This is a genomic window from Streptomyces sp. H51 (assembly GCF_035656535.1).
Lineage (GTDB): Bacteria > Actinomycetota > Actinomycetes > Streptomycetales > Streptomycetaceae > Streptomyces.
In genome coordinates this window covers 147,749-165,154 of the sequence record NZ_JAYMHD010000011.1, presented here as the reverse complement: position 1 = coordinate 165,154, position 17,406 = coordinate 147,749, and the positions used below count along the sequence as shown (strand labels likewise).

General features: G+C 71.7%; 15 protein-coding genes. 13 read left to right on the top strand and 2 right to left on the bottom strand.

Annotated features, from left to right (window positions below; genetic code table 11):
• Window positions 1-182 precede the first annotated feature (182 nt).
• The 10 genes from VKA29_RS01285 to VKA29_RS01240 all read left to right on the top strand — a co-directional run bounded on the left by VKA29_RS01285 (window position 183) and on the right by VKA29_RS01240 (window position 11,709).
• The gene (locus tag VKA29_RS01285; RefSeq protein WP_324783223.1) at window positions 183-671 is read left to right on the top strand and encodes a hypothetical protein; all 489 of its coding nucleotides are present in this window, start codon (window positions 183-185) and stop codon (window positions 669-671) included.
• 41 nt (window positions 672-712) lie between these two features.
• The gene (locus tag VKA29_RS01280; RefSeq protein ID WP_324783222.1) at window positions 713-1,627 is read left to right on the top strand and encodes a TatD family hydrolase; all 915 of its coding nucleotides are present in this window, start codon (window positions 713-715) and stop codon (window positions 1,625-1,627) included.
• A gap of 127 nt (window positions 1,628-1,754) precedes the next feature.
• Window positions 1,755-2,621, top strand: a complete 867-nt coding sequence (gene rsmA, locus VKA29_RS01275; protein WP_324783221.1) for a 16S rRNA (adenine(1518)-N(6)/adenine(1519)-N(6))-dimethyltransferase RsmA — start codon at window positions 1,755-1,757, stop codon at window positions 2,619-2,621.
• Window positions 2,622-2,744: 123 nt separating this feature from the next.
• Window positions 2,745-3,674: a 4-(cytidine 5'-diphospho)-2-C-methyl-D-erythritol kinase gene (locus tag VKA29_RS01270; RefSeq protein ID WP_324783220.1), complete on the top strand. Its 930-nt coding sequence runs from the start codon at window positions 2,745-2,747 to the stop codon at window positions 3,672-3,674.
• Between the two features lie 241 nt (window positions 3,675-3,915).
• Window positions 3,916-4,044 (top strand): hypothetical protein, encoded by a 129-nt coding sequence (locus VKA29_RS01265; RefSeq protein ID WP_324783219.1) that lies wholly within the window; start codon window positions 3,916-3,918, stop codon window positions 4,042-4,044.
• 238 nt (window positions 4,045-4,282) lie between these two features.
• Window positions 4,283-6,100 carry an ABC-F family ATP-binding cassette domain-containing protein gene (locus VKA29_RS01260; RefSeq protein ID WP_324783218.1) on the top strand — a complete coding sequence of 606 codons (1,818 nt, stop codon included), beginning with the start codon at window positions 4,283-4,285 and terminating at the stop codon, window positions 6,098-6,100.
• A 244-nt stretch (window positions 6,101-6,344) separates the two neighbouring features.
• Window positions 6,345-8,201 (top strand): PQQ-binding-like beta-propeller repeat protein, encoded by a 1,857-nt coding sequence (locus tag VKA29_RS01255; RefSeq protein ID WP_324783217.1) that lies wholly within the window; start codon window positions 6,345-6,347, stop codon window positions 8,199-8,201.
• A gap of 58 nt (window positions 8,202-8,259) precedes the next feature.
• On the top strand, window positions 8,260-10,131 hold the full coding sequence (locus tag VKA29_RS01250) for a PQQ-binding-like beta-propeller repeat protein (RefSeq protein ID WP_324783216.1): 1,872 nt from the start codon (window positions 8,260-8,262) through the stop codon (window positions 10,129-10,131).
• A 304-nt stretch (window positions 10,132-10,435) separates the two neighbouring features.
• Entirely contained in the window at window positions 10,436-11,131 is a 696-nt protein-coding gene (locus VKA29_RS01245) for a helix-turn-helix transcriptional regulator (RefSeq protein ID WP_324783215.1), read from the top strand.
• 158 nt (window positions 11,132-11,289) lie between these two features.
• Window positions 11,290-11,709, top strand: a complete 420-nt coding sequence (locus VKA29_RS01240) for a hypothetical protein (RefSeq protein ID WP_324783214.1) — start codon at window positions 11,290-11,292, stop codon at window positions 11,707-11,709.
• A gap of 79 nt (window positions 11,710-11,788) precedes the next feature.
• Here the strand turns inward: VKA29_RS01240 and VKA29_RS01235 are convergent, their stop codons facing one another.
• Window positions 11,789-12,226, bottom strand: coding sequence for a hypothetical protein (locus tag VKA29_RS01235; RefSeq protein WP_420718414.1), 438 nt, complete (start codon window positions 12,224-12,226; stop codon window positions 11,789-11,791).
• 31 nt (window positions 12,227-12,257) lie between these two features.
• A complete protein-coding gene (locus VKA29_RS01230; protein ID WP_324783213.1) occupies window positions 12,258-13,949 on the bottom strand; it encodes a sodium:solute symporter family protein in 1,692 nt (563 codons plus the stop codon).
• A gap of 165 nt (window positions 13,950-14,114) precedes the next feature.
• Here VKA29_RS01230 and galT point away from each other — a divergent pair, with 165 nt between their 5' ends.
• From galT to galK, 3 genes are read left to right on the top strand one after another with little or no spacing between them, the layout of a single operon-like run.
• Window positions 14,115-15,176 (top strand): galactose-1-phosphate uridylyltransferase, encoded by a 1,062-nt coding sequence (galT, locus tag VKA29_RS01225; protein WP_324783212.1) that lies wholly within the window; start codon window positions 14,115-14,117, stop codon window positions 15,174-15,176.
• Window positions 15,173-16,141 (top strand): UDP-glucose 4-epimerase GalE, encoded by a 969-nt coding sequence (gene galE, locus VKA29_RS01220; RefSeq protein ID WP_324783211.1) that lies wholly within the window; start codon window positions 15,173-15,175, stop codon window positions 16,139-16,141. The genes galT and galE overlap by 4 nt, the downstream gene beginning before the upstream one ends.
• Window positions 16,141-17,295, top strand: a complete 1,155-nt coding sequence (galK, locus tag VKA29_RS01215) for a galactokinase (protein WP_324783210.1) — start codon at window positions 16,141-16,143, stop codon at window positions 17,293-17,295. The genes galE and galK overlap by 1 nt, the downstream gene beginning before the upstream one ends.
• The last annotated feature ends 111 nt before the right edge of the window (window positions 17,296-17,406 follow it).

Here is a 17,406-nt window from a genome sequence, read left to right as displayed (position 1 = left end):
CACGGGCAGGCAAAAGGGCTATCGTGGAGGGAAAGCCAGACCGGGCGAGCGGGACCGTTTCGGCAAGCAGAGTCCAAATCGGATCCAACACTCGGCAGGCCTGATGCATTCGCGCCGGTAGAAGCGTCCACTGGTCGCAGGGACGCACCCGTCCCTGTGTCCAGCGGACCAGAGGAGCTGGCATGAGCGACATCGCAGGGCAGACCGGTTTCCGCCGCGCGGCGACCGCCGTCGTGCACGAGTCCTATTCCTTCGCCTGCATGCGCTGCGGGCAGGGCTGGGAGCAGTCGTACGAGATAGAGCACCACACCGACGCCGACGGCCAGGAGTTCGTCATGTACGTGGCCGACGGCGAGGTCGTGCCGTCGCCGTTGAGCAGGCCGACGTGCTTCAACTGCGACAGCCACGTCGTCCGGATCATGCGGGCCGGCCAGGTCTCCTCGGTGCGCGACGCGGTGCACCGGCACCGTACGGTGCCGCTGGCCGGGCCGGTGGAGGCGCCGCGGGTTCCGGCCGCGGAGGCCGCACAGGCCGCGCAGGCCGCGCAGGCGTCCGTGGCGGCGGCGAGGGCCGCCGAGGCCGTGGCAGCCGCCGGCGGCGCGCAGGCCGAGGAGCGCCGTCACTGGCAGCTGTCCGATCTCCTGCACCCCTTCCACCGCAGGGCGAGCTGATCGCCCGCTGAGGCGGCATGCCCCTTCCGTAGGATCGGGGCATGCCTTCGAACGCCTCCGGTTCCCGCGACAAGCACGCGGCGCCACCGCTCCCGGAACCCCTCCGGGTGCCGGTCGCCGACTCCCACACCCACCTCGACATGCAGTCCGGCACGGTGCGGGACGCCCTCGCGAAGGCCGCCTCGGTGGGCGTGACGACGGTCGTCCAGGTGGGGTGCGACGTATCCGGCTCGCGGTGGGCCGCCGAGACGGCCGCCGCGTACGACGCCGTCCACGCGGCCGTCGCCCTGCACCCCAACGAGGCCCCGCGCATCGTGCACGGCGACCCCGACGGCTGGTCCAGGCAGGCAGCGCGGGAACCGGGCGGGAACGCCGGCCTCGACGAGGCCCTCGCCGAGATCGACAGGCTGGCCGCGTTGCCGCAGGTCAAGGGCGTCGGGGAGACCGGGCTCGACTACTTCCGCACCGGGCCCGAGGGCAAGGAGGCGCAGGAGCGCTCCTTCCGCGCCCACATCGAGATCGCCAAGCGGCACGGCAAGGCCCTCGTCATCCACGACCGCGACGCCCACGCCGACGTACTGCGCGTGCTGAAGGAGGAGGGCGCGCCGGAGCGGACGGTGTTCCACTGCTACTCCGGGGACGCCGAGATGGCCGAGGTGTGCGCCGCCGCCGGGTACTTCATGTCCTTCGCCGGCAACGTCACCTTCAAGAACGCCCAGCACCTGCGGGACGCCCTGGCGGTGGCCCCGCTGGAACTGCTGCTGGTGGAGACGGACGCGCCCTTCCTGACCCCGGCGCCCTACCGAGGCCGGCCCAACGCCCCGTATCTCGTGCCGGTCACCGTGCGCGCCATGGCCGCCGTGCGCGGCATCGACGAGGACGCGCTGGCCACGGCACTCGCGGCGAACACCGCGCGCGCTTTCGGGTACGCGCCGACGGGGTGCGACCCCGCGTAGCCGGGTCGCCCGCGCCCCGGACCCGGGGTCGCCCGCGCCCCGGGCCCCGGGCCGCACCGTGGGGTGCGGGGGGCGGGCGCGCGCACGGGTGAGCGGGCCCGCGCCGGCGCCCCGTACCCTTGTCGCCGTGAGCAGCCCCACCCCCGACGCCCTCCTGGGCCCCGCCGACGTCCGTGAACTGGCGGCCGCCCTCGGAGTGCGCCCCACCAAGCAGCGCGGCCAGAACTTCGTGATCGACGCGAACACGGTCCGCCGCATCGTCCGCACCGCCGAGGTCCGCCCGGACGACGTGGTGGTGGAGGTCGGCCCGGGGCTCGGCTCCCTCACCCTCGCGCTGCTGGAAGCCGCCGACCGCGTCACCGCCGTCGAGATCGACGACGTGCTGGCCGCCGCCCTGCCCGCCACCGTGGCGGCCCGCATGCCGCAGCGCGCCGACCGCTTCACGCTGGTCCACTCCGACGCGATGCACGTGACCGAACTGCCGGGCCCGCCGCCGACCGCGCTGGTCGCGAACCTCCCGTACAACGTCGCCGTGCCCGTCCTGCTGCACATGCTCGACACCTTCCCGAGCATCGAGCGCACCCTCGTCATGGTCCAGGCGGAGGTCGCCGACCGCCTCGCCGCCGCCCCCGGCTCCAAGGTCTACGGCGTCCCGTCCGTGAAGGCCAACTGGTACGCCGACGTCAAGCGGGCCGGCGCCATCGGCCGCAACGTCTTCTGGCCCGCTCCGAACGTCGACAGCGGGCTGGTCTCGCTCGTCCGCCGGGCCGAGCCGGTCAAGACCACCGCCTCGAAGGCCGAGGTGTTCGCCGTCGTCGACGCCGCGTTCGCGCAGCGGCGCAAGACGCTGCGGGCCGCGCTCGCCGGGTGGGCCGGATCGGCCGCCGCCGCCGAGGCGGCCCTGGTCGCCGCCGGGGTGTCGCCGCAGGCGCGCGGTGAGGCCCTGGGCGTCGAGGAGTTCGCGCGCATCGCCGAGCAGCGTCGGCCCGCATGACCCGCCGGCCGGGCCGAGCCGCCGGGCCGCCCGGCCCGGTCCGCCCGGTCCGCTCGGCTCAGCCCACCCGGTCCGCCGAGTCCGTCCAGCTCAGCCCGCCGACAACAAGGAGCCCGGTCAGCAGTGAGCGTCACCGTACGCGTGCCCGCCAAGGTCAACGTCCAGCTCGCGGTGGGCGCCGCCCGCCCCGACGGTTACCACGACCTGGCCAACGTCTTCCTCGCGGTCGGCCTGTATGACGAGGTCACGGTCACCCCGGCCGACGAACTCCGCGTCACCTGCGAGGGCCCGGACGCCGACCAGGTCCCCCTCGACCGCACGAATCTGGCGGCGCGCGCGGCCGAGGCGCTCGCCGGGCGGTACGGGCTCCGTCCCGACGTGCACATCCACATCGCCAAGGACATCCCGGTGGCCGGCGGCATGGCGGGCGGCAGCGCGGACGGCGCGGGCGCGCTGGCGGCGTGCGACGCGCTCTGGGGCACCGGCGCCTCGCGCGAGGAACTCCTCGACATCTGCGCCGAGCTGGGCAGCGACGTGCCGTTCAGCCTGGTCGGCGGGGCGGCGCTCGGCACCGGGCGGGGCGAGAAACTGCAACTCCTCGAGGTCGGCGGCACCTTCTACTGGGTGTTCGCGATGGCCGCGCGCGGGCTGTCGACGCCGGCCGTCTTCCGCGAGTTCGACCGGCTGGGCGAGGGCGTCGACATCCCCGACCCGGTCGCCTCCCGGGAACTGCTCGACGCCCTCGCGGCGGGCGACCCCGACGCGCTCGCCGCCGCCGTCTCCAACGACCTGCAGCCCGCCGCCCTGTCGCTCTTCCCCGAACTCGCCGCCACCCTCGCCGCCGGCCGTGCCGCGGGCGCGCTGGCCGCGCTGGTCTCCGGCTCGGGCCCGACCACGGCGTTCCTCGCCCGCGACCCGCGGTCGGCGGCCGCGGTGGCGCAGGCCCTGCACGCCTCGGGCAAGTGCCGAACGGTGCGCACGGCGTCGGGGCCGGCGCCCGGCGCGACGGTGCTCGGCGCGGCGCGCGACGAGAGCGTGCACGCCGGCGCGTGACGAACGCCGTCCCGCCCGGCGCGGGAGTGAAGGCGCAGGCCGGGCGCGAAGCGAAGCAGCGGGCGCGGGGCGAGGCGCTGTGCGCTGGGCGCGAGGCGGAGTGGTGCGTGCCGGGTCTGGGGCGAGGCAGCGCATGCCTGGGCGCGAAGCGAAGCAGCGGGCGCGGGGCGAGGTGCTGTGCGCTGGGCGCGGGGCGGAGTGGTGCACGCTGGGCGCGGGGCGAAGCGTGTGCGCTGGGCGCGTGACGAACGCCGTCCCGCCCGGCGCGGGAGTGAAGGCGCAGGCCGGGCGCGAAGCGAAGCAGCGGGCGCGGGGCGAGGTGCTGTGCGCTGGGCGCGGGGCGGAGTGGTGCACGCTGGGCGCGGGGTGAAGCGTGCGCGCCCGGCGTGAGGTGGAGCAGTGCGCGCCAAGCGTGGGGCGAGGCAGTGCGCGCTTGGCGTGAAGCGGAGCGGTGCGCGCCCCGCGCGTGACGCGGAGTCGTGGGCGCCGGGCGTGAAGTCGAGTCGTGCGCCGGGCGGTGCCCAGCCCCGTGCGGCGACCGCCGCGACCGCCCACCGGCCGACGCACATTAGGCTGGGAGGCTGACCGACCCCCCGGGCAGGAGAGAAATGGCCGTCAACCTGGTCAATGTCGAGAACGTCAGCAAGGTGTACGGCACCCGTGCCCTGCTCGACGGCGTCTCCCTCGGCGTCTCCGAAGGGGACCGCATCGGTGTCGTCGGCCGCAACGGCGACGGCAAGACCACCCTGATCCGGATGCTGGCCAAGCTGGAGGAGACCGACACCGGAAGGGTCACCCACTCCGGCGGGCTCCGGCTCGGCGTGCTGACCCAGCACGACTCCCTCGACCCGGCCGCAACCGTCCGCCACGAGGTCATCCGGGACCTGGCCGACCACGAGTGGGCCGGGAACGCGAAGATCAGGGACGTGCTGACGGGGCTGTTCGGCGGCCTCGACCTGCCGGGGTTCCCGCAGGGACTGGACACCGTCATCGGCCCGCTCTCCGGCGGCGAGCGGCGCCGTATCGCGCTCGCCAAACTGCTCATCGACGAGCAGGACCTGATCGTCCTGGACGAGCCGACGAACCACCTCGACGTCGAGGGCATCGCATGGCTGGCGCGACACCTGCGCGAGCGGCGTTCCGCCCTCGTGTGCGTCACCCACGACCGCTGGTTCCTCGACCAGGTCTGCACCCGCATGTGGGACGTGCAGCGCGGGACCGTGTACGAGTACGAGGGCGGTTACTCGGACTACGTCTTCGCGCGCGCCGAGCGCGAGCGCATCGCCGCGACCGAGGAGGTCAAGCGGCAGAACCTGGTCCGCAAGGAGCTGGCCTGGCTGCGGCGCGGCGCGCCCGCCCGCACCTCCAAGCCCCGCTTCCGGGTCGAGGCGGCCAACGAGCTCATCAAGGACGTACCGCCGCCGCGCGACAGCAGCGAGCTGATGAAGTTCGCCTCCTCGCGGCTCGGCAAGACGGTCTTCGACCTCGAGGACGTCACCGTGCAGGCGGGCCCGAAGGTGCTGCTCAAGCACGTCACCTGGCAGCTCGGACCCGGCGACCGCATCGGCCTGGTCGGCGTCAACGGCGCCGGGAAGACCTCCCTGCTGCGGGCGATGGCCGACGCGGCGCGGACGGAGGGCGAGGCGCAGCCCGCGGGCGGCCGGATCGCCGTCGGCAGGACCGTCAAGCTCGCCTACCTCTCGCAGGAGGTGGGCGAACTCGACCCGAACCTGCGCGTGCTGGAGGCCGTGCAGCGGGTGCGCGAGCGCGTCGACCTCGGCAAGGGACGGGAGATGACGGCCGGGCAGCTGTGCGAGACGTTCGGCTTCAACAAGGAGAAGCAGTGGACGCCCGTCGGCGACCTGTCCGGCGGTGAACGCCGCCGCCTGCAACTGCTCCGCCTGCTCATGGACGAGCCCAACGTCCTCTTCCTCGACGAGCCCACCAACGACCTCGACATCGAGACGCTCAACCAGCTGGAGGACGTCCTCGACGGCTGGCCCGGCTCGATGATCGTCATCTCGCACGACCGGTTCTTCATCGAGCGCACCACGGACCGGGTGTTCGCGCTGCTCGGCGACGCCACGCTGCGGATGCTGCCGCGCGGCATCGACGAGTACCTGGAGCGCCGCCACCGCATGGAGGAGGCGGCGGCCGCCGCGGCGCCGGTCGCCGAGAAGCCCGCCGACGACGCCGGCGCCCCCCAGCGGAGCGCCGCCGACCAACGGGCGGCGAAGAAGGAACTGCAGAAGATCGAGCGGCAGTTGGACAAGGTCTCCGAGCGTGAGAGCAAGCTGCACGCCCAGATCGCCGAGCACGCGACCGACTTCGGGAAGGTCGCCGAACTCGACGCCGAACTGCGGGACCTGGCCGGCCAGCGTGAGGAGCTGGAGCTGCGCTGGCTCGAACTGGCCGAAGACGCCTAGAAGTCCACGCCGCACCGGACCCCAGGCGAACGCGCCGCGCGCGCCGCGTGAAGGGGCCGTGAAGGCGCGTAACGACGGCATCACGGGCCGGTCCTCCCTTGGGAACGGGGGAGGACACGGCCCCCTTCGCTGTCGGTGCCGGGTGATACAAAGGGCCGTCCGAGAACTGTCTGAGTACGACTCTGGGTCCGTCACATGCCGCAGGGCCTGGCTAAAAATCAGTGAACGAGGGGGAGAGGCGCTGATGACTCAGCCGCCCAACCAGCCGCCGCAGCCCGGCGGTTTCGGAGCACCGCAGGACCAGCCACCGCAGCAGCCGCAGGGCGGCTTCGGGGCCCCGCAGACCCCACCGCCCCCGCAGACCCCGTCGTCCGGCGCGCCCCAGCCCGGCTACGGCTACCCCCAGGCCCCGCAGGCCCCGCAGGCCCCCCAGGCTCCCCAACCCCCGCAGCAGTCCGGCCCGTACGGCCAGCAGCCCGCCGGCCCCTACGGCCAGCCGCAGCCCGGCCCGTACGCGCAGGGCTCGTACCCGCAGGGCCCGTACGGCGGGCCCGGCCCGTACGGTCAGCCGCAGCAGCCGGGGCCGTACGGCGCCCAGCCCGGTTACGGCTACCCGCAGCCGCAGTACCCCGGCGCGCCCGGCACCCCGCCGCCCGGGTCCGGCTCCGGCAACCCCTTCAAGGGCAGGCCCGCCCTCGTCGTCGCCGCGGCGGTGGCCGCGCTGGCCGTGATCGGCGGCACCGTCTTCGCCGCCACCAGCGGGGGCGACGACGACGACGGCAAGCCGGTCGCCCAGAAGAGCGACGACCCCAAGGCGTCCGCGTCCGCCTCCGCCCCGGTCAACCCCGGTGACGGCAGCGGCGACGGCGGCGCGGACCCGGAGAACTTCAACGCCGGCCGCCAGGCCGGTGAGGCCAAGGTGCTCTGGTACAAGGAGGCCCCGGACGCGCCCGGTTCCGGCGCCGACGCCCCCGGCATGTGGATCACCGACAAGGTGGCGGTGAAGGCCGCGTACAAGCAGGTCTCCGCGTACAACGTCGGCGACGGCAACCCCGCCTGGGACCCGATCACCCTTCCGCAGAAGGTCTGCGCCGTCACCCCGCAGAAGTCGGCCGACGACAAGGTCGTCGTGGCGTACGAGAGCGGCACCAGCGACCGCGCCAAGTGCAACCAGCTCCAGCAACTCGACCTGAACACCGGAGAGAAGGGCTGGAGCACCAAGATCGGCGACGGCGCGCTGTTCGACAGCGCGATCACCATCAGCATGTCCGTCACCGGGAACACGCTGATGGTGGGCCGCTCGCAGTCCGGGGTGGCCTACGACCTCGCGACCGGCAAGAAGCTGTACGAGAAGACGAAGTACGGCGAGTCCTGCTTCCCGACCGCCTTCGCCGGCGGCAGCAAGCTGATCTCCGTCGCGTCCTGCGACGCCACCGGGTCGAACGAGCACGACGAGATCCAGGAGCTCGACCCGGTGACGGGCAAGGCGAAGTGGACGCAGAAGTTCGACAAGGGCTGGACGATCGCCCGCACGTACTCCCTCGACCCGCTGGTCGTCTACAGCACGAACAAGGACAAGAAGGCGTGGAACATCGCCGCCTTCACCTCCAGCGGCAAGTTCCGCTCGCAGGTGGGCTTCGACGAGGACTTCGCCCCCGTGTGCGGATGGGCCATCCTCCAGCGTGACCTGCAGGGCTGCCAGGGCGTGGCCGTCGACGGCGACACCCTGTACCTGCCCACGGAGGCGACCACCGGGGCGAACGAGGTGGTGGCGATAGACCTCGCGAACGGCAAGGAGAAGTGGCGCGTCAAGTCCCCGGCGGACGAGTCGATGCTGCCGATGAAGGTCGAGGGCGGCAAGCTCATCGCGTACGTGGAGCCGTCCTACGACGCGGGCGGCCAGGTCGTGGCGATCCCGACGAGCGGCTCCGGCCACGAGCCGGTCAAGCTGCTGCAGAACCCGCAGAGCACCGCTCAGATCGAGAACGGCTTCTACTCGAAGGCCTTCGACTGGGTGGACGGGCGCTTCTACCTCTCCTCGACCCGGCTGACCGGCAACGACGAGGCGAAGGAGAAGTTGATGCTCGCCTTCGGCAAGTGACCCTTCTGCCGCGTCTCCGCCCGCCGTCCGCCACCCCCGTTTCCGAGGTACCCGCGTCATGACCCAGCCGCCGCCCCCGCCGCCCAACGAGCCGCCGCAGCAGGGCGGCTTCGGCCCGCCCCAGGACCAGCCGCAGCCCCCGCAACCGCAACCGCAGCCGGGCTACGGCTACCCGCAGCAGCCCCAGCAGCCCCAGCAGCCCCAGCAGCCCCAGCAGCCCCAGCCCCAACAGCCCCCGCAGCCGCCCACCGCCCCGACTCCGCAGGCACCGCCCGGTTACGGCTACCCGGGTCAGCAGCCGAACCCGTACGACCAGCAGCCGAATCCCTACGGCCAGCAGCCGACGGCCTCCGGCCAGCAGCCGAACCCGTACGGCCAGCCGCAGAACCAGTACGGCCAGCAGCCCGGCTACGGCCATCCGCAGGCGACCGTGCCGATGTACCCGCAGGTGGGAGGGGCGGCCGGCGGGCGGAAGCCCAACACCCAGCTACTGATCATCGTCTCGGCCGTCGTGGCGATGGCGCTGATCATCGGCGGCGGCATCTGGTACTCCTCCGGCAAGGACGGCGGCAAGAAGGACGACACCGCCGGCTCCAGCGGCGGCACCGGCGGCAAGGACGGGAAGGACGACAAGGGCGGCCCCGGGGGCACGACCTCCGGCGGCGAGGAGAAGGTGCCCTCCGACCCGAGCGCCCAGGTCCTCTTCCAGATCCCGGCGCCCCAGGTCAAGGGCGACAGCAGCATCGTCGTCTCCGGCTCCTGGCTCACCGGCAAGGCGTACGTCAAGAGCGGCGTCGCCGAGATCGACGGCTACGACCCGGCCAAGGGCACCAAGCTGTGGACGATCGAACTGCCCGGCCCGGTGTGCCACGCCAGCCCGCACGCCACCGACAACGGCCTGACGGCGATCGTCTACGAGCCCGCGATGCCCACCAAGGCGGAGCCGTCGCACGGCTGCAGCCAGGTCGCGGCGCTCGACCTGAACGCGGGCAAGAAGCTGTGGACGAAGACGGTGAAGTCCGGTGACCGCCTGATCAGCTTGGACAACGTCACGGTCAGCGCGGAGACGGTGGCGGTGGGCAGCACCAGCGGCGGTGCGGCGTTCAACATCTCCGACGGCAAGACGCTGTGGGCCCCGAAGGCTACCGACAGCTGCTACGACGCCGGGTACGGGGGCGGACCCAAGCTGGTCGCGGTGCGCAAGTGCGGCTCCTACGACCAGCGGCAGCTGCACGTCCAGACCATCGACCCGAAGTCCGGGAAGGTCATCTCGGAGTACAGGATGAGCGACGGCATCGAGTACGCCGCCGTCGTGTCGACCGACCCGCTGGTCGTGGCCGCCGACGTCGGCGACAGCGCGGGCGACGGCAGCGGCATCTCGGACTTCTTCTCCATCGACAACAAGACCGGTCGGCTCCGCACCCGGATCTCGGCGCCGGGCGACCAGTACGCGGCCCGCTGCGACGGCATAACGAAGATCGAGTACTGCACCGGACTCGCCGTCGGCGCCGACCGGCTCTACGTGCCCACCGAGGAGGACGACACCTCCGGGACGTACGGCCGGGCCAACGAGATCGTCGCCTTCGACCTGGCCACCGGCAAGATGACCGGCGGGCGGGCCGACTCCGGCGACGGCTACACCATCACCCCGCTGCGCATGGACGGCAGCAACCTGATCGCGTACAAGCGGCCGCCGTACGACAAGGGCGGCCAGATCGTCAGCATCGACGGGGACTCCCTCAAGCAGACCACGCTTCTGGAGAACCCGGCGACCGAGTCGGTGCGGGACGCGGAGACCAGCATGTCCCCGGAGTCCTCGGAGATCATCTACGCCAGGGGCCGTCTGTACTTGTCAGCGCTCTATGCGGACGAGACAGCGAGTACGTACGGCAAGGAGTACCTGGCGCTCGCCTTCGGCACCGGCGGCTGACCCGTCGGCCCAGCCCGTCGCACGCCCCGGCGGCCCCGCCCCGTTCAGGGAACCCTGTTCGAGGGGGTGGGGCCGTCGTTCTTACCGCCCACGGCCCGCGGGCCCGGAACAACGAGAAACTCCGCCGATCCGGGGCACTTCTCGCCGGTAGGGGAAGCGCAACGTCGAACAAGCGTGTAGCTTCCGGGGGCATGAGAAGCGGGGGGAGCCGGGAGGGGGCTTCTGTCCGTGCGGACCAGTGGGCCGGTGGGCATCCATAGTGGAGCGTCGGTGGGATCCACTGGGGGGACTGGGGGTTTGCTCGATGGGTGTGCGGCTGATGGTGGTCGACGACCACCGACTGCTCGCCGAGGCGCTGGCCTCGGCGCTGAAGCTGCGGGGACACCGGGTGCTCGCCGCGGCGGCGCCCGCCGCGGGCGCGGCGGAGCTGGTGATCAGCCGTGCGCCGGAGGTGTGCCTGCTGGGCACGGCGACTCCGGCCGAGCCGGGTGTCTTCGACCCGGTGGTGAAGATCAAGCGGGAGCGGCCGCAGGTCGCCGTCCTGGTGCTGGGCCCCGTGCCCAGCCCGCGCGGCATCGCGGCGGCCTTCGCCGCGGGCGCCTCCGGCTACGTACGGCACGACGAGCGCATCGAGGGCGTCGAGCGGGCGATCATGAAAGCCAGGGCGGGTGAGGCGGCGGTGGCCCCGCAGTTGCTCCAGGGCGCCTTCAGCGAGCTGCTGAACCCGGCCGCCCAGCCCGACGACGAGGGTCAGCGCCTGCTGCAGCTGCTCACCCCGAGGGAGGTCGAGGTCCTGGTCAGGGTCGCCGACGGGGAGGACACCCGGCTGATCGCGGCCGGTATGGGCATCGCCCCGTCCACCGCCCGCACCCACGTCCAGCGCGTCCTGATGAAACTGGGCGTGGGCTCCCGCCTGGAGGCGGCGGCCCTGGCGGCCCGAACGGGACTGTTGGATCGTGCAGCATTGCCTGTACCTGAACGCCGCCCCGCAGGTTCCTGACGGCGAAGAAAAATCTCGGTGATGCTGCGGGTCTCGTGACTCCGCCGAACGACTCTGTGTGATGTGGATCACATAATTATTCTGGCCGTGCTGAGCGTGTGGTCAAAGCCCTATGATCCCCGCCGACACACCTTCTGTTGCCGAACGTTGGGGGAGCTTTGAAGTTGACATTACGCCGTGGCCTCACCGTGGGGGCGGCCGCTGCGGCGACTCTGGCCTTCGCCGCTTCACCCGCACTCGCTGGCGACGTGTACGGCGAGGCCTCTGGTTCCCGAGGCTGGGGCGAGTTCTACTACAAGAGCAGGACCAACGCGTACAGCATCATCCTGGCGGTGCAGGACACCGCAGCCGATGGGCATCACGTCCGGGTACGGGCGCAGTCCGAGGATCCGCTCCGAAACGTGACCAGCTACGCGTGGCGTTACAACTACGGCGGCTACGGAGTCACGGCCAATTGGTCCACCTCGCTGACCGACTCGAACGGCATCTGGGCGATGCGTATCCAGGTATGCACGTTCGAAGGTGACACCCCGATCTCCTGCGACACCTCTCCGTGGGACGGCAACCCTTACTACTGATCGGGCCGCTCGGTTGAGCGCGGCGGGCCGGGAGCCCCCTGGGCGGACCCCCGTCCCGCTCGGGCCCGCCCCGCCGCCGTCAGCTCGCCGGTCTGTCGTCCGGCTCGTTCCGGGGCCCCGGCGCGGTCTCGGTCTCGGTCTCCGTCTCCGGAGTCGGCGGGGGAGTCGGGCGAAGCTTCAGCCAGGCCAGGAAGAAGACGCCCAGCAGCAGCATCCCCAGCCCGGTCCACAGGTTGATGTTGACGCCCTGCGCCTTGTCGATCTCGGCGGCGGAGTCCGTCAGGCCGGTGATCATGACGATGACGCCGTAGAGCACGAAGAGGCCGCCGATGATGCGGCGGAGGTCGAAGATGCGGGCCGCGGTGGCGGACTTGGCCTCCAGGTCGGAGACCTCCCGCTGGACGTCCTTCTCGGAGTAACCGGAGTAACCGGAGTAACCGGATTCGCCGGAGTAACCGGATTCGCCGGAATGACCGGAATCGTCGGAATGGCCGGATGGTCCGGAACGTTCGCTCATGGTCTCAGACTCCCTCGTCGGCGGGCCGGTGTCAGATCGAGAACGGGATGTAGCAGGCGGCGGCGAGGATCACGGCGCCCCAGCCCAGCAGGGCCGGCCTGCGGTACCAGGCGTCGTCGCCGGCGGCGGGCGGCTCGGCCATGCCGGGGGACCGGGTGCCGTAGACCAGGCCCTGCAGTTCCTCCTCCGGCTTCGGCTCGGTGAACAGGGACACGGCGACCATGACCACCGCGCCGGCGACGAAGCCGGCGATCGCCGAGACGAAGTTGGCGCCCTGGTCGGTGGGGATGCCGATGACGCCCTGCTTGTACAGGACGAAGTAGTTGACCATCGCGGCCGTCGTGCCGGCCAGCAGGCCCCAGAAGCCCGACTTCACGGAGGCGCGCTTCCAGAACATGCCGACCACGAAGACGACGAACATCGGCACGTTGAAGAAGGAGAACAGCGTCTGCAGGTAGCTCATGATGTTCGAGAACGACGACGCCAGGAACGCCGTCCCGATCGAGGCCAGCACGCCGATCGCGGTGATGAGCCGGCCGAACTTCACGTAGTAGCCGTCCGCGCGGCCCCGGATGACGTACCGCCCCCAGATGTCGTTGGTGAACACCGTGTTGAAGGACGACACGTTGGCCGCCATGCCCGCCATGAAGGCGGCGACGAGGCCGGTCACCGCGATGCCGAGCACACCGTTGGGCAGCAGCTCCTTCATCAGGTACGGGATCGCGTGGTTGTACTGGTAGCCCGAGCCGGAGGTGCCGATGCCGGGCAGCAGCACGGCGGCCACCAGGCCGGGGATCATGACCAGGAACACGATGAAGATCTTGGGGAACGCGGCGATCAGCGGGGTGCGCTGGGCCGCCGAGAGGTTCTTCGCGGACAGGGCGCGCTGCACCTCGGCGAAGTTGGTCGTCCAGTAGCCGAAGGAGAGCACGAAGCCGAGGCCGAGCACGATGGTCAGCCAGTTGGCACCCAGCGGGTTGGAGTCGCCGATGCCGGTGCCGCCCCAGGCGGTGACGAAGTCGCCGCCGTGGCTCGCCGTGAGTTTGTCCGTCAGGCCGCCCCAGCCGCCGACCTTCTTCAGGCCCAGCACGACGATCGGGATGAGCGCGGCGAGGATGACGAAGAACTGCAGCACCTCGTTGTAGATCGCGGACGACAGACCGCCGAGGGTGATGTACGCCAGCACGAAGAAGCCGGCGACCACGATCGCCACCCACTGCGGCCAGCCGAGCAGGGCCTCCACGATGATCGCCAGTGAGTACAGGTTCACGCCGGCGATCAGCACGGCGGCGAAGGCGAACAGGGCCGCACTCAGCAGGTGCGCCCACTTGTCGAAGCGCAGCAGCAGGAACTCGGGGACCGAGCGCACCTTGGAGCCGTAGTAGAAGGGCATCATCACCAGGCCGAGGAAGACCATGGCCGGGACGGCGCCGATCCAGTACCAGTGCACGGTGTAGGCGCCGTACTGCGCGCTGTTGGCGGCCATGCCGAGGATCTCGGTGGCGCCGAGGTTGGCGGAGATGAAGGCCAGGCCGGTGATCCAGGCGGGCAGCGAGCGGCCGGAGAGGAAGAAGTCGAGGCTCGTCCGCACCGACTGGCGTGCGGCGAAGCCGATGCCCAGGACGACGGCGAAGTACATGCCGAGGATCGTGTAGTCGAGTGCGTTCGTCGGGAGTCGTAGCGCCGCGGCCAGCTCGGTGGCCGCATCTGTGGGGGTTTGCATATGAACTCGCTTCGTTGCGCGAACTGATCCGGTGCGGAATCTACGGCCCTGTGTTCACAGTCCGAACATTTTCGGTGATGCCCTTTGTTTGATTGTGATGTTGACGCCGCTGGTGCATTGTGTTTCGATGTGTTCGGTTCTGTTTGAAGATTGAGTGGAGTCGCAGTGAAGAAGACCTCGACCCGGCTGGCCGACGGTCGGGAGCTCGTCTACTACGACCTGCGCGACGACACCGTGCGGGACGCGGTCGACCGGCGCCCGCTGGAGCGGACCGTCACGACCTCCGAGATCCGCCGCGACCCGCTGCTCGGCGACTCGGTCGCCGTCGCCTCCCACCGCCAGGGCCGCACCTACCACCCGCCCGCCGACGAGTGCCCGCTGTGCCCGTCGCGGGGCGAGCGCCTCAGCGAGATCCCGGACTCGTCGTACGACGTCGTGGTCTTCGAGAACCGTTTCCCGTCGCTGGCCGGCGACTCCGGCCGCTGCGAGGTCGTCTGCTTCACCTCCGACCACGACGCGTCCTTCGCCGACCTGACCGAGCAGCAGGCGGCGCTGGTCCTCGACGCCTGGACCGACCGGACGTCGGAGCTGTCCCATCTGCCCTCCGTCCGACAGGTCTTCTGCTTCGAGAACCGGGGTGCCGAGATCGGTGTGACCCTGGGTCATCCGCACGGGCAGATCTACGCCTACCCGTTCGTCACCCCGCGCACATCGCTGATGCTGGGCCAGGTGGCCGCGCACAAGGAGGCGACCGTCGGGGAGAACCTGTTCGACGTCGTCCTGGAGCGTGAACTCGCCGGTGAGCGGGTCGTCCTCGAGGGTGAACACTGGGTGGCCTTCGTGCCGTACGCGGCGCACTGGCCGTACGAGGTCCACCTCTACCCGCGGCACCGGGTTCCCGACCTGCTCGCCCTCGACGAGGCGGCGCGCACCGAGTTCCCCGAGGTCTACCTGGAACTCTTGAGGCGCTTCGACCGGATCTTCGGCAAGGGCGAGCCGCCGACGCCGTACATCGCCGCCTGGCACCAGGCGCCGTTCGGCGCGCTGGACGAGTTCGACGGCGTCAGCAGGGACGACTTCGCGCTGCACCTCGAGCTTTTCACCATCCGCCGTACGTCCGGCAAGCTGAAGTTCCTCGCGGGTTCCGAGTCCGGCATGAGCGTGTTCATCAACGACGTGCCGCCGGAGCGCGCGGCCGAGCGACTGCGGGAGGTAGCGAGTTCATGAGCGGCAAGTACCTGGTCACGGGCGGTGCGGGGTACGTGGGCAGCGTGGTCGCCCAGCATCTGCTGGAGGCCGGCCACGAGGTCGTCGTCCTCGACAACCTGTCGACCGGCTTCCGCGAGGGCGTGCCGGCCGGCGCAGGCTTCGTCGAGGGCGACATCCGCGACGCCGCCAAATGGCTGGACGCCTCCTTCGACGGGGTCCTGCACTTCGCCGCGTTCTCCCAGGTCGGCGAGTCGGTGGCGAAGCCCGAGAAGTACTGGGCCAACAACGTCGGCGGCACCATGGCGCTGCTGGCCGCCATGCGCGAGGCGGACGTGCGCACGCTCGTCTTCTCCTCCACGGCCGCCACCTACGGCGAGCCGGCTCAGGTCCCGATCGTCGAGTCGGCGCCCACCTCGCCGACCAACCCCTACGGCGCCACGAAACTCGCCGTCGACCACATGATCACCGGTGAGGCGGCGGCCCACGGCCTGGGCGCGGTGTCACTGCGCTACTTCAACGTCGCGGGCGCGTACGGGAAGTACGGCGAGCGGCACGACCCCGAGTCGCACCTCATCCCGCTGGTGCTGCAGGTCGCGCAGGGCAGGCGCGAGGCGATCTCCGTCTTCGGCGACGACTACCCCACCCCGGACGGCACCTGCGTCCGCGACTACATCCACGTCGCCGACCTGGCGGACGCCCACCTGCTGGCGCTGCAGGCCGCCACCCCCGGCGAGCACCTCATCTGCAACCTCGGCAACGGCGAGGGCTTCTCCGTCCGTGAGGTCGTGGCGGCCGTCCGCCAGGTCACCGGCCACCCGATCCCGGAGGTCGTGGCCCCGCGCCGCGGCGGCGACCCGGCGGTCCTGGTGGCCTCGGCACGGACCGCCCGCGAGAAACTGGGCTGGAACCCGTCCCGCGCGGACCTCGCGGGGATCATCGCGGACGCGTGGGAGTTCGCGCAGCACATCGCAAGGGAGCAGTAGTGGGGGCACAGCAGCAGGTCGCCGACGCGTTCGCGGCGCTGTACGGGACGGCGCCCGAGGGCATCTGGTCGGCGCCGGGCCGGGTCAACCTGATCGGTGAGCACACCGACTACAACGACGGCTTCGTGATGCCCTTCGCGCTGCCGCACACCGCCGTCGCGGCGGCCTCCCGCCGCACCGACGGCATCGTGCGCCTGCACTCCGCGGACGTCGAGGGCGGCGTCGCCGAGCTGCGGCCGGAAGACCTCGTGCCGGGCACCGACCGCGCCTGGACCGCGTACCCGGCGGGCGTCGTCTGGGCCCTGCGGGAGGCCGGGCACCCGGTGACCGGCGCCGACATCCACCTCGCCTCGACCGTCCCGGTCGGCGCCGGCCTGTCGTCGTCGGCGGCCCTGGAGGTCGTCGTCGCGCTCGCCCTGAACGACCTGTACGGGCTCGGCCTGCAGCGCTGGCAACTGGCCCGCCTGTGCCAGCGCGCCGAGAACGTCTACGTCGGCGCCCCCACCGGGATCATGGACCAGACGGCGTCGGCGTGCTGCGAGGAGGGCCACGCGCTGTTCCTCGACACCCGCGACCTCTCCCAGCGGCAGATCCCCTTCGACCTGGCGGCCGAGGGGATGCGCCTGCTGGTGGTAGACACCCGGGTCAAGCACTCCCACAGCGAGGGCGAGTACGGCAAGCGCCGCGCGGGCTGCGAGCAGGGCGCCGCGCTGCTGGGCGTCGACGCCCTGCGGGACGTGCCGTACGCCGAGCTCGACGCGGCGCTGGCCCGCATCGACGACGAAGAGGTCCGCCGCCTGGTCCGCCACGTCGTCACCGAGGACGAGCGCGTCGAGCGGGTGGTGTCCCTGCTGAAGTCGGGTGACACCCGCGCGATCGGTCCGGTGCTCGTCGAGGGCCACGCCTCCCTGCGCGACGACTTCCGCATCTCCTGCCCGGAGCTGGACCTGGCCGTGGACTCCGCCCTGGCCGCCGGCGCGCTGGGCGCCCGGATGACCGGCGGCGGCTTCGGCGGCTCGGCGATCGTGCTGGCGGAGGCCGCCGAGGTGGAGACGATCACCAAGGCCGTCGAGGAGGCCTTCGCCGCCGCCTCCTTCACCGCGCCCCGGGTCTTCGAGGCGGTGCCCGCCGCCGGGGCGCGCCGGCTCGGCTGAACATCCGGGGGCGCCGGCTCGGCTGAGCATCGCCGGGCGCCGGCCGGTCGAGCATGGCCGGGCGCGCCGGCCGGTCGAGCATCGCCGGGCGCGCCGACCGAGTCGAGCACG